Below are 12,709 nucleotides of genomic sequence, written 5' to 3' on the forward strand. Positions count from 1 at the left end.
CCAGGCCTGCCCACTGCATTTACGCTGAACGGCAACACGAGCTTCGATTCGAGCCAGCTCAATGAAACCCAGTCAGAACTCAACCAGTTTGCCGTAGTAGCGCTGCAGGGAACCAACGGGGCGGCACTGGACTATCAACTTGCTGTTTTCACCCGCTATTCACGCACCCAGTTCAACCCCGACCCGGTCGGCGACCTGCTGTTTAACGGTGTCGCGGCAAGCGATTTTCACAGCGATCGGGCGAATGGGGTTCAACTGGACACAACCTACCGGCTAAACGAAAAGCATACGATCCGCGCGGGCATCTTTTTCCAGCAGGAACACGCAATCTTTGACAACAGTCTCGCTGTCTTTCCGGTTGACGCCGAGGGCAACCAGTCGTCCGATCAGCCGGTTACCATTCCTGACTCCAGCAGCAAAACCGGCTACCTGTATAGCGCCTATGTGCAGGATGAGTGGAAGCTCACCGACAGGCTCACCATTAACTATGGCTTGCGCTACGACAAGATGGACCAGTACGTCAGCGCGAGCCAGGTGAGCCCGCGCGTCGGGTTGGTGTACGCGCTAACGCCGTCCACCACCGTTCACGCGGGTTACGCGCGCTACTTCACGCCGCCCGCGTTCGAACTCGTAGCCGACTCCGACATCGCGCGGTTTGCGGGGACCACAGCCCAGGTGTCCGGACAGAACGATCCGGTTCAACCCGAGCGCAGCCACTACTTCGACCTGGGCGTCATCCAGCGGCTGACGCCGTCGCTGACCGTCGGGCTTGACGCCTACTACAAGAAGTCGACCAATCTGCTCGACGAAGGCCAGTTTGGCACCGCGCTAATCTTTACCCCCTTCAACTATCAGTACGGCCGGACCTATGGTGTCGAGTTCACGGCCAATTACAAGCAGGATAACGTTTCCGCCTATCTGAATCTCGCGTTCAGCCGCGCACAGGGCAAGAATATCAATTCCGCGCAGTTCAATTTCGGCGCCGACGAACTCGCGTTCATCAGTGACCACTACGTATTTCTCGATCACGATCAACGCGTGACCGCGTCATTTGGCGGCACGTACGAACTCGGCCGTACCACATTCACGTTTGACGGACTGGTTGGAAGTGGCCTGCGCAGCGGCTTTGCCAATACCGATCGTCTGCCGGTTTACGCACAGGTCAACCTTGGCGTGATCCAGCACTTCAACGTCAACAATCCCCTGATTGGCAAATTCGACGCGCGACTGCTTCTCGTGAATGCGTTCAACCGCGTGTACGAGCTGCGCGACGGCTCTGGCATCGGAGTGGGCGCTCCGCAATACGGACCTCACATCGCGCTGTACGCGGGTATTTCCAAAAAGTTTTGACGCCTGACCAAAGGATGCCGGAATGAAAGACTGGATGAATCTTATGGACGCCGTGCAGCTTGGCGGGTGGGTCATCTACCCGCTCAGCCTGCTTGCGATCGTGGCGATCGCGATCGTGGTTGACCGATCATATGTCTTTACGCGTTTCGCCCGCCGGCCCGGCGCAAGTCTGTGCGCCCCGGTTACCGCCGACGCGTCGCCCGGCGCAATCGTTGAGGCATTTGATTCGCTGCCGGCGGAGCATGTTTTCCGACGCCTGAGCGAGCCGCTTGCGCGCCAGCCGTCTGTGCCTGTCTGGTATCGCGAGGCGAAGACCGAAGTGATCGCCTCAGCGATCGAGCGGGATATGAGCAGGGGCTTCTGGGTACTCGAAACGATCGTGACCGCTGCGCCACTGCTTGGGTTGCTGGGTACGATCGTGGGCATGATGCATTCGTTCCAGCTCTTCGGCGCAAGCGGTCTGGTCAATCCGGGCGGCGTCACCGGCGGCGTCGCCCAATCACTGGTGGCGACAGCGGTTGGCCTGGTCGTCGCATTGTTCTCGCTGTTCGCCTTCAACTACTTTTCCCGGCGCCTCGAGCGGCTGATGGACGAACTCGAAGCGTTCGCAAATGAACGCCTTAGCGGGATCCGCCTCGCTTCCGAAACGGGCGGTAATGCGCCGTGAAGTTTCGTCGCTCCCGTGCCGCGAAGCGCGGCCGCATCGAAATCATTCCGATGATCGATGTGATGTTCTTCCTGCTCGCTACGTTCATGCTGGCATCGCTCGCCATGCAACGGCTGGACGCCGTGAAGGTCAACCTGCCATCGGGTCATGCGCAACAGATGTCGGTGGAGGGGCCACCCACTTTGACGGTCGACCGCAGCAACGGGATTTTTGTCAATCGCGAACCGGTTCGGCTCGATCAGGTGGAGCCTGCCATGAGGCGCGCACTGCACCCAGATCATGACGTCATTGTCGCCGCCGATGATGCAGCGGGGCACGGCGTTGTCGTGCGGGCAATGCTGGCGGCCCGACGCGCCGGCGCGGAACATTTTCTTGTTGCAGTTCATCGTGAGTAGACTTTCGCGACTCCGCATCGAGGCGTGTGACAACCGGAAAGTCAGGCTCACGATGGCCGCGGCGCTGGGTGCATTTGCATGGGGAATTTTTCTTGTAGTGCTCGGACGCAGCCTGGATCCGGGACCGGCACGCGAGCGGGTGCTGCAGCAGCCGTTGGAGGTGAGCGTCGTTGACGTACCAGAACCCGCTCCAACGCCGCCCATGGTCAGAACACGCTCACCACAGGCGACTACTGAGCCGCATACGGTCGCCCCACCGAAACAACCGTCACTCAAACCAGCGCATACCCCCACGCTGCCAGTTCGCACACCACTGCCTGCTGTGAAGTCCCCCCCGAGTGCGCACGCCCCGGAGTTCGCACCGGTTGCGAAGCCCGAGACCGGTTCGCCGGCGCAGACGGGGACGGCGGCGCTATCAGCGCCGGTGCCAGCCATCGGTGCGCCAGGCACTCAGGAGATATCTGCGGGATCTTCTACCGGCAACTCACCCGCGCGGGCAATCGCGCAGCCGCTGCCCCCGGTTCCCGACGAATTGCGGGAGCAGGCCTACCAGACGGTCGCCACAGCCCGCCTCGTCATCCATACGGACGGATCCGTCGCTGTCGAACTTATCAAGCCTACGCAGTACCCGCGTCTCAATCAGATTGTTCTCGAGACCTTGCGAAGCTGGCGTTTTTTTCCGGCAATGCAAGACGGACACCCGGTTGAAACCCGGCAAGACATTCGCGTGCACTTTAACGTGAGTTGATGCACAGCGGCTCTCCGGCAGTAGCGCGACATGACCGGCTTCGAGGCCGACAGGGGTCGGTGTACGCAGCAGGCGACTCTGCTATGCGAACGGCCGAAAGAGCACGGTGAACGGCCATAGCGAGGTGAATGGGCGAACGTCGGGTCCAGCCGAGTTGGGCTCGTTTGTCCGCGTTCATCGAGCGGCCGCGGGGGAGGGGAGAGTCTGTTTGTGATGCTGATGGGCCCGTGGCATTTCGCACAGAACATGTCGCAGCATTTCACGATGAAGCTTAAGGGCCGAGCTGTAAGATAGTCGCCGACGTTGATCGAAATGTCCGGAGTGCTATGAGACTGCGGTCGTGACGAGATAAAGGCACGCGTTGCCGAGATCGCCAAGCCGATGCAGCAGCTCGTCAGCGATCCCTTGCGACGCACGGTGTGGGCCGTGCGGCATAGTGGTGGAGGTCAAAAGGACAAACTTGGCCCGTGTGTGGTGCCAGTCTATCGGGAAGGGAAAGATGCCAGGCGTGTGGTGAGTACGTTTCCAGGGGCTCGAACTTTCATGTACTCGAAAACGTACTCATTCGACGTCGCCTTATGGTGGGACACGAACATCTTCCAGGGACCTCCAAAAACAAAAAGCCCGCGAAAGCGGGCTTTTTCACGGACATCGTCCAGCAACTAATCCGGATCTATTTTTATGGTACCCAGGAGAGGACTCGAATTGGTAATATAACGTATTGATTTAAAAGACATTTATTATTTGTAGTTTTTCAAGTATACGTCAGCGTATACGCAAAAAATCTGGAAGAGATTGGAACTTAGCTGATACCTGCGTGGAAACGGGGCGGGCTCGGACTAGCGCAGCGGGCTACCCATGCCGGATGAGACGGCATGGGATTCAGCATGGCGCCCAATTACCCGCACGCTTCAATCGATGTTTGGGGAAATGGCTTGGCCTGACGGTCCGCGCGAGGCTAGGGGCTGTCTACACGTCAAAACCATCACGTCGACGGATCGAACTTTGTGCCGCGTGAAAGATGGAGCGATTATCTTGCGGTCTTGCTGGGCGACGGGCAAGTGTCGGCCATTAACGGCCGTTCGAGGTCGTCGTCCAGTTTATATGCCCGGGGTCTCATAGCCCCTTGCTCAACGACCGCTTTGCGGCGAGCGAATCACGGGTGACACTGCCTCGATCCGGCCATGAGCCGCCAAACGGACACGCTGGTCAGCTGACCGCTATGTGGCGTAGTACGGACAGTACGGCGGCGTTTGCCCCCATGGAGCCCGCCGCCCGATTCGCGCAGGACGAGCTATGTCGGCCACGCTGCTTCAGCGTAGCCGTGTCACCGCGCGCTTGTTGATTGTTTATAGGCGTAATTGACCTGGACCACTGTCAGGATATTCGCTGCGGACCGCTCGCCTCACTCTCACGTTGCGACCGGCGCACAAGCGATCGAAGCGAGAAGCGGCGGCAACGCGTACTGGGCAAACACCTTCACGATACGGAGATCGACGCCAATATAACGACCTTCTTCGTGAAGCATGTTCAACGTGCCTGCGGTCCTCCCGCACCAGCGTATCGGCATGTTGATGACGCTCCCAAGACCCAGCGCAGCCATTTTTCGATGATGATTGAATACGGATTCGAGGTCCTGCACCCGATGTCCCACATAGGGTATGCCATCCCGAATCACGGACTGCGCCCAGGATTTCGACGCTATCTTGGTGCTCGTCCCCGCCGGATACGCATCGGGGTCGCTGGAGTACAACCGAGTGGATCGGGTCAGCGCTTCGTCATAGGTGAGGATTGTCATAAGCTTGTGCGACGCAATTCGTTGCAAGGCCAAGTCGAGTGCGCGGAAGACGGCCACAGGTTGCCGCGCGTTACTGCAGGCAGTTGCGATCGAGTCAAGTTCCGGCAGCAGATTTGCGTTCATCATTGGAATTCCTCTGCAACGATGGCTTCGAGTGAAAGCCCTTTCGTCCTCGGCCCTAGAATCATGACGGCGAGTGCACCGGCTCCCAGTGCGACGGTAGTCAGGCCGAAGACGCCTGCAAATCCAAATATCGGGAACAGATAGCCGACGATGATTGGTGACGCGATAGCACCGACGCGGCCGACGGCTGATGCGAATCCCGCACCGGTCGTGCGAATTGCAGTCGGAAAAATTTCTGCAGTGTAAGCATAGACGCCCGCGTATGTCCCGTTCATCGCGAAAGACAGGCAGGCGCCTGCGATCATGACGGCCTCGTTGGTGCGCATAGCCGACAGCGCCAGCGCAGAAACTGCGCCCAGTGCCATGTACAACACGATCGTCGCCTTGCGGCCTATCTTCTCATTAAGATAGGCCGCCGAGAACAGGCCAGGCACTTGCGCAAGGTAAATGACAAACGAATAGCCGAAGCTCTTCGTAATGCTCATCCCGTTCTGGACCAGCAAGCCCGGAATCCAGGTGAAGAACAAGTAATAGCTGAACGTGATCGACAGCCACATGGCCCATGTCATCGCTGTCACGCGTGCCTGTTTGCCTGACCACAATGCCTTGAAGTTCGATACGAAGGTCGGTTTTCCGACGTGCTCATCGATTTGGCGTGCGATGGGTTCGCACTCGACGAATGATCGTTGGCAATCCAGTGCAAGTTCAGCTTCGATCTTCATGACAATCTCTCTCGCTTCATTATGCCGACCGCGGCTTTCCAACCATCGAGGCGATTCGTCCAGCACGCGGCGCCACCAGAGGAGCATGACGACCGGCAACGCCGTGATGATGACCACGACCCGCCAGCCTTGTGCAATTGACGGGATGATGAAGTATCCGAGGCCTGCTGCAGCGACGAACCCGAACGAGAAGAAACCCGTAAGCGCGCCGACGAACGCCCCACGATAGCGCTTTGCGACGAATTCAGTGAGGTACGGTGCAATGATCGCGCTTTCAGCGCCTGTGCCTATGCCGGCAATGATCCGCGCTGCGAGGAATCCAGTCCAGGACGTCGTCGTTGCACTGACCAAGGATGCGACCGCGTATATGGCAAGTGCGTACATCATCACGCGCCGTCGTCCGCATAGATCGCCCAACGCGCCGGCCGACAGGGCGCCGAAGAAGAAGCCGATGTATGTTGCACTGGCGAGCACTCCGGTCTGGACGCTCGTCAGGGCCCATTGCGCCCGAAGTACTGGCAGGATAAACGCCAACACGGCGGCATCCATCGCATCGAACGTATATCCCAATCCACCGATGACAAGGAGACGGCGGTGATATTTGGTGTACGGCCAATTTTCAATTCTCGACGATACGAATGACACGATGATCTCCTGATGTGTGAATTTTGTGTGTGTTCGGGCGCGCTATGACCGGCGTTGATGGCGTTTGTGCGTCAGGTGAGTTTCTTCGACGCGCCGCAAGACAATGACTGGGTCAATCGTTCAGGCTTGCTTCGACGCGGTTGAGAACCAGCTTGCCTGCTTTCATCACCATCAAGAGGTTGCGCTCGTCGAGAAACGCGGAGAGGTCTTCCACTGGATTGCCGTCCATGACGAGCAGATCGGCCTGAGCGCCCTCGGCAATGATTCCCAACCGGCTGGATTGATTCATCAATTCGGCATTTACGTACGTTGCGCTACGAAGCACTTCGGAAGGGGGCATGGCGGCCTGTCGCAATACCAGTTCGTTGTACTGTGACTCGTGCATTTGGCCGAGCAGGTCGGAGCCGAGGGCGATCTTCACCCCTGCATCGCGAGCTATTCTCAAAGCCTCGATGCCACGATCCATGACGCGCTCTGCTTTCTCGAGCATTGCAGGTGACCAGCCGAGATTCTTCCCGACCTTCGCCACCGCAGCGTAAGTCGCGAGCGTTGGCACGAGATAAACACCGTGTTCCGCCATTAACCGGGCGCTCTCCGCGTCCAGCAGGTTGCCATGCTCGATCGAGCGCACGCCGCATCGCACGGCTCGCATGATCGCTTCCGGAGAATACGCGTGGGCCATCACATAAGTCCTGGCCGCGGCGGCTTCCTCCACGATCGCCGTGAGTTCTTCGATGGAGAATTGCGTGCCGTCCAATGGATCATTCGGCGTCGAGATGCCACCACCGGCCATCACCTTGATGTGGTGAGCGCCGTTGCGGAGCTGCTCTCGCACTGCGCGCCGTACTTCCGGTACGCCATCGGCTATACAGCCGAGCAGGCCGACCGACCCGCAACATACGCAGTTCATGTTGCTGAAGAAAGCCGGACGCGGATCTCCGTGTCCGCCCGTTTGCGTGATCGCTCGTCCGGCGATGTAGAGGCGTGGGCCTACAAGGTGACCTTCTTCGATTGCTTGTACAAGCCCCGAATCGGCACCGCCCGCATCACGCACCGTCGTATACCCGCGATGCAGCATTGCTTCCAGAATGGTCTTGCTTTGCGCTGTAATCAGCGACTGCGGCATCAGCGATAGCTTGAAGAAGTCTGGAACGGTCGCGGTGACATGCACATGAGCGTCGATTAGCCCCGGTAGCAATGTGCGGCCCCGCAGGTCGACGGTTTGACCGTTACCGCCTGGCAGCTCACCATCCACGACGGCGACGATCACGTCGTTCTCGACACACACCGAAGCACGTGGAATGAGTCTGCCTTTGGCGCTATCGAACACGGTTGCATTCCGAAATGTCATTCGTCCCATCATTTGCTCCTTCTCCGGTCTGTTTCAACACATTGTGGTTTCAGTTTTTTTTGACAACAATGACATCGAAATGAAAATTTCGTTGACATGAAGGCAACGATAATACTTGCGAGTGTTGAGAATCGGAGGAGGCAGAATGTATGGTCTGACGATAGGGAGATTAGAATATTTGTTCGAGGCGGTAAGGCTGGGTGGCATGCGTGCGGCAGCCGACTTCCTGGACGTTGCGCCGTCCGTCGTTAGCAGGCAAATCGCGGCTCTCGAGAAAGTGGCGCGCACGCCTCTGCTAGAAACCAACCGCCGTGGAGCGAAGCCTACGGAGGCCGGGCACCTGCTCATCCAGTACTATCGGGACCACCTCGCGCGGGAGGAGGCTGTGGGCTCAAAACTCGATGCGCTGGCGGGACTCACAGGTGGTACCGTGAAAATCGGTGCCATCCACGGTTTCACTGATGACCTGATGTTTCACGTGTTGCATCAGTTCAAGGCCGCCTATCCAGACGTCGCCATCAATCTGAAGCTAGGTGGTGTCAACGATGTTCTCGGGTGGCTCGAGGAGGATGAGGTTCACCTCGGCCTAATCTACGGACCGGGACTCGACCTGCACAAGGCTCGACTCAAGGAAGTGCAGTCAAGCCAGCAGCCGCTTTGCGTAGTCGTCCCGTGCGATCACCCCTTGGCTGCCGCGAGCGCACTGACCGTCGAAACTTTGTTTTCTTATCCTTTTGCACTGGCTAGCGCGGGTTTCGGTACCCGCAAGATTGTTGAGCAAATCGAGACGCTTCAACAGCGACGCTTGAACGTGGCTCTGGAAACCGATCACCTCATCGGCCTGACCAGCTTTGTCCGTTGCGGAATGGGGGTAACGTTGCTTCCTGCATTTGCGATTCATGACGATCTGACAAAAGGCGTGCTAAAGGCGGTGCCGGTGGAGCACGAATTGACAAAAAGGGTACAAGCGCAGCTTGCCACCCGTCGAGGACGGGAACTGCCACTGGCAGCGCAGAGGCTTCAGCAAGACATTATCAACAAGATGGTCGCATTCAAAGTCGCTAATCGCCAAGCTAACAGGACCTAACAATAGACAGAGAGCAGCTTGTCACGAGATCGTTTCGTCAGATACCCGATCGGCATGGTTTGCCGTATTCCGGATTGGCTGATGGCGCCGGCGAAATCCGACCGAAATAATGAAGGATATGAGGCGTCGAGCGCGACGGCAGAGGCGACCGTCCGGTAGCGCTCTGACAGCAGACGCTCAGCCCGAAGAACTCAAGGTACGCTTAGGGTGTGCGCCGTGAAAAGGCGGCGTTTTCCAGCGGGTGCAAGCCCCGCCCGGCAACCGCTCCAGCCGGAAGCAACTGGAGCAGTCATGGAGGTAACGAAGTGGCTGAAGCCTCTGGTAATGCGTGTCACGAATAGGTGACAGCGCGAGTGTGCAGGCCGTAACGCGAGTGAACGCCGAGCAAACCTCGAAAAGGACGATGCGCAGGCCGACCCGGCAACCCTATCGGGGAAGGCTGATACGACTGGGTGAATGAGCAGGCTGGAAGCCCAGTCGCTGCGCCGGGGTAGTGGCGACAGCATGTACACAAGGAAAGCGTACGCAACACGGGAAGTCCCTCGGCGTGGTCAGGGATGACCAACCGGACGCCCGCGAGGGACAGGCCGGGCGCCTTGGGATGACGGAGAGGCCCGTAGTACCGGTGAAGCCGGGTAATGCCGGTGGAGGGAAGGGGCCTCAGTTCAAGACAGACGCAATACGTAGTGAGGACGTGGAGATTGGGCAACCTATCAACTCCGATTCGTGTTCAGAAGCTGCAGATGGCGTTACACGCGAAAGCGAAGGCAGAAGCCGGGTATCGCTTTTACGCGCTGTACGACAAGATCTATCGCGAGGATGTGCTGGCGCATGCGTACGCACAGTGTCGATCGAACAAGGGCGCACCGGGTGTCGATCGACAGGACTTCGCGGAGGTCGAAGCGTACGGGGTGCAGAAGTGGCTCGGCGAACTGGCGCTTGCGCTCAGGCAGGAGACTTACCGGCCGGACCCTATCAGAAGAGTGTTTATCCCGAAGGCCAACGGCAAGCTGAGGCCATTGGGTATCTCGACCCTGCGGGATCGGGTGTCGCGTCGCCAACTGATCCCATCAGCAACACCCAATATTCCGAGGACGAAATTCGTGCGATCGTCGCGGAAGCACATGCAGCCAATACGTACGTCATGGCGCATGCGTACACGGGCCGCGCTATTACTCGCGCCGTCAAGTGTGGCGCTCGGACGATTGAACACGGCAACCTCGTCGACGACGCTGCGGCGCAGGTCATGGCAGAGTATGGGGCTTTCGCGGTACCTACGCTCGTTACTTATGACGCGACGGTGCAGTTTGGTGCGCAGTACGGGGTGCCGCCTGAGGCCCTGTCAAAGGTCAGCCTGACGCAAACCGCCGGCAAAAAGTCGCTTGAGATTTTTGCCAGACACGGTGTTCCGATGGGCTACGGTTCGGACCTTCTTGGGGAAATGCATTCGCTGCAAAGCGGCGAGTTTGCAATCAGAGCGGGTGTGCTGGGTAATCTTGAAGCAATACGTTCTGCAACGACAGTAGCTGCAGATATCGTCAACATGAGCGGACAGCTGGGGACGCTTCGCACCGGAGCCATCGCCGACATCCTGGTTGTCAATGGAAACCCTCTTCGCGACATATCTGTACTTGCAAATTCGGAATTCTTCGAGTGGGTTATCCAGAACGGAAAGGTTCGGAAAGAGCCGCAAGCGGAAAGCCGACAATAGAGCACGCCCGGCCAACGGGTGAGTGAGAGGGATTTTGTTCGTGAAATCCATTGCAGAAGATCCGAGGCTGCGGTCGCTGCCAATGCCTAAGATGCGAAAGTATGGCGCTGGATCTCGAGCCTTAACCGTCCGGATAGCGAAGTGCCGTCCTTTGCGGCGCGCTAACGTGGTGTTTCAACGTTTTGAATTGCGTCTTCTCGATAATTTCTGCAATCTTACGGTTGGCCTGGGCTGGCTTCAATTGACCTCGCCGTATGATCTCGTGCGCACACTTTTGAAAAGTATTCTATATATTTAGGGGTACGTAATGACTGATAGAGTTAAGCCAACGATTCACGATCAATCCCGGGCGGAAGATGATGTCAATCCCCGTGGGCGGGGCACACAGAGGATAAAGGTGTCGGTTAACGCGGAATCAGTTTCCGATGTCGTAAACCGGGAAGCCTCGCCATCTCATTGCAAGACCAGTTACGACTGGATGGACCATTCTCCAGCGTTTAGCGCGAGAGAATGGTAATTGGCAAGTTGTCGTAATTCGTATAGTCGTTCGTCATTCGGCTGAAGCACGGCCTTCGGAGACGCGTGTGGCCCGATCTGGGCCAACCGCTGCGGCGGACAACGCAGCCTGTCGACGGTGGGGCGAGTCCTTGCTGTGTTCCCGTATATAAGTACGTCAAATTCCGCAGGCGTTTAACGACGCGATAAGGGCGAAACATTGTCGTTTACGCGGTTGCATGAAGGACGGAGAGTCTGAATTGTGCGATTCTCCGCAGACTAATCTCGGCATTATGCATCTTTAAGCTGCAACTAATCCCTGCTTTCGCACAATCAAATTCCAGCCAATTTTTGATGTCGGCAACCTTCGGTCTACCTCGCGATTGAAGGCGAGGCAATACAAGGGAACGATAGCTGAGTCCTGTTCGTTCCTGCATCGAAGCCTGCTCTTGGAGATGGTTATGAACGGCCGGAAAGGATTGGTTAGTTTTGGTGTAGTACTCAGCATGGGCGGGACGGCCTTGGCCTGCTCGGCCACAGCGGACGCAAGCGTTGTGGTGGGAGTGGCGGGTCCGATGACGGGAGAGTACGCGTCGGGAGGGGATCAGTTTCGCAAGGGCGCAGAACAGGCGGTGAAGGACATCAATGCGGCAGGCGGTTTGCTTGGACAGCAACTCGACCTGGTCGTCGGTGACGACGTCTGCGATCCCAAGCAGGCGGTTTCCGTTGCCAACAGTTTCGTCAACAAGAAGGTCGCGTTCGTCGATGGCCACTGGTGCTCGAGTTCCACGCTACCGGCGTCCGACGTGTACAACGATGCGCAGATCCCCCAGGTCACTGTGTCGACCAACCCCAAAATCACGGAACGCGGTATCAAGGGAATCTTCCGTATCACCGGCAGAGACGATCAGCAGGGACAGGTCGCGGCCGACTACATCGCCGCAAACTTCAAGGGCAAGAAAATCGCCGTCATTGACGACAAGACGGCGTATGGCGGCGGTCTGGCGGACGAGATTGCAAAAGATCTTGCCGCGAAGCAGACCCCCGTGACGCTGCGCCAGTCGATCACGGCGGGTGAGAAGGACTACTCCGGCCTGATCAGCAAGCTGAAGGCAAACGGCATTCAGATCTTGGCATACGGCGGCTACTACCAGGAGGTGGCGCTGATTCTTCGCCAGGCTGCGCAGGCCGGGCTGGATCTGACGGTCCTCGGCGGCGACACCCTCACAAACAATGAACTGGTTACCGCGGCTGGACCGGAGATCAGCAAGGTTCTGTTCACCTTCCCGCCCGACCCGCGCAAGAGCGCGGCAGCGGCAAAGGTGGTGGCGGCGTTTCGCGCGCAGAAGATCGAGCCGGAAGGCTACATGCTGTACTCGTACGCCGCCATGCAGGTTTTCGCAGAGGCCGCGAAAAAGGCCAACTCCACGGACTATGCAGCGATTCTGAAGCAGCTTCACAACGCATCGTTCAGTACGGTAGTCGGCCAGGTGGACTTCGACGCAAAAGGCGATCTGAAGAGCCCCGGCTATGTGGTCTACCGGTGGAAAGGCAACAACTACGACTATGTGAAGTGACGCGTCCTGTCCAGTTTTTGTAGCAAGGAAAGAGGCGGCG

9 protein-coding genes and 1 pseudogene are annotated in these 12,709 nt (G+C 58.0%); 7 read left to right on the forward strand and 3 right to left on the reverse strand.

Annotated elements, in window-relative coordinates; translation table 11 throughout:
* The 4 genes from B0G75_RS37095 to B0G75_RS37110 form a co-directional block, all read left to right on the forward strand.
* On the forward strand, positions 1-1,350 hold a 1,350-nt coding region (locus B0G75_RS37095; protein WP_146142585.1), incomplete at its 5' end, for a TonB-dependent siderophore receptor.
* A 22-nt stretch (positions 1,351-1,372) separates the two neighbouring features.
* Entirely contained in the window at positions 1,373-2,017 is a 645-nt protein-coding gene (locus tag B0G75_RS37100) for a MotA/TolQ/ExbB proton channel family protein (RefSeq protein ID WP_106314632.1), read from the forward strand.
* Positions 2,014-2,412 (forward strand): biopolymer transporter ExbD, encoded by a 399-nt coding sequence (locus B0G75_RS37105; RefSeq protein ID WP_106314633.1) that lies wholly within the window; start codon positions 2,014-2,016, stop codon positions 2,410-2,412. Before B0G75_RS37100 ends, B0G75_RS37105 begins: the two co-directional genes overlap by 4 nt.
* A complete protein-coding gene (locus B0G75_RS37110) occupies positions 2,390-3,160 on the forward strand; it encodes an energy transducer TonB (protein WP_258194894.1) in 771 nt (256 codons plus the stop codon). The genes B0G75_RS37105 and B0G75_RS37110 overlap by 23 nt, the downstream gene beginning before the upstream one ends.
* Positions 3,161-4,571: 1,411 nt before the next feature.
* Here B0G75_RS37110 and B0G75_RS37115 read toward each other — a convergent pair.
* The 3 genes from B0G75_RS37115 to B0G75_RS37125 form a co-directional block, all read right to left on the reverse strand.
* Positions 4,572-5,084 (reverse strand): GAF domain-containing protein, encoded by a 513-nt coding sequence (locus B0G75_RS37115; protein WP_106314634.1) that lies wholly within the window; start codon positions 5,082-5,084, stop codon positions 4,572-4,574.
* Positions 5,081-6,448 (reverse strand): MFS transporter, encoded by a 1,368-nt coding sequence (locus tag B0G75_RS37120; protein ID WP_106314635.1) that lies wholly within the window; start codon positions 6,446-6,448, stop codon positions 5,081-5,083. The genes B0G75_RS37115 and B0G75_RS37120 overlap by 4 nt, the downstream gene beginning before the upstream one ends.
* Before the next feature lie 112 nt (positions 6,449-6,560).
* Positions 6,561-7,778: an amidohydrolase family protein gene (locus B0G75_RS37125; RefSeq protein WP_258194896.1), complete on the reverse strand. Its 1,218-nt coding sequence runs from the start codon at positions 7,776-7,778 to the stop codon at positions 6,561-6,563.
* A 166-nt stretch (positions 7,779-7,944) separates the two neighbouring features.
* On the opposite strand from B0G75_RS37125, the gene B0G75_RS37130 reads away from it, so the two are divergent.
* The 3 genes and pseudogenes from B0G75_RS37130 (at position 7,945) to B0G75_RS37140 (ending at position 12,669) form a co-directional block, all read left to right on the forward strand.
* Positions 7,945-8,886 carry a LysR family transcriptional regulator gene (locus B0G75_RS37130; protein WP_106314637.1) on the forward strand — a complete coding sequence of 314 codons (942 nt, stop codon included), beginning with the start codon at positions 7,945-7,947 and terminating at the stop codon, positions 8,884-8,886.
* Between the two features lie 928 nt (positions 8,887-9,814).
* A pseudogene (locus tag B0G75_RS41720) lies at positions 9,815-10,597 on the forward strand (amidohydrolase family protein); the annotation flags it as partial.
* A 956-nt stretch (positions 10,598-11,553) separates the two neighbouring features.
* Positions 11,554-12,669 carry a branched-chain amino acid ABC transporter substrate-binding protein gene (locus tag B0G75_RS37140; protein ID WP_106314638.1) on the forward strand — a complete coding sequence of 372 codons (1,116 nt, stop codon included), beginning with the start codon at positions 11,554-11,556 and terminating at the stop codon, positions 12,667-12,669.
* Positions 12,670-12,709 lie beyond the last annotated feature (40 nt).

Origin of the sequence: Paraburkholderia sp. BL18I3N2 (assembly GCF_003001875.1) — a bacterium.
Lineage (GTDB): Bacteria > Pseudomonadota > Gammaproteobacteria > Burkholderiales > Burkholderiaceae > Paraburkholderia > Paraburkholderia phytofirmans.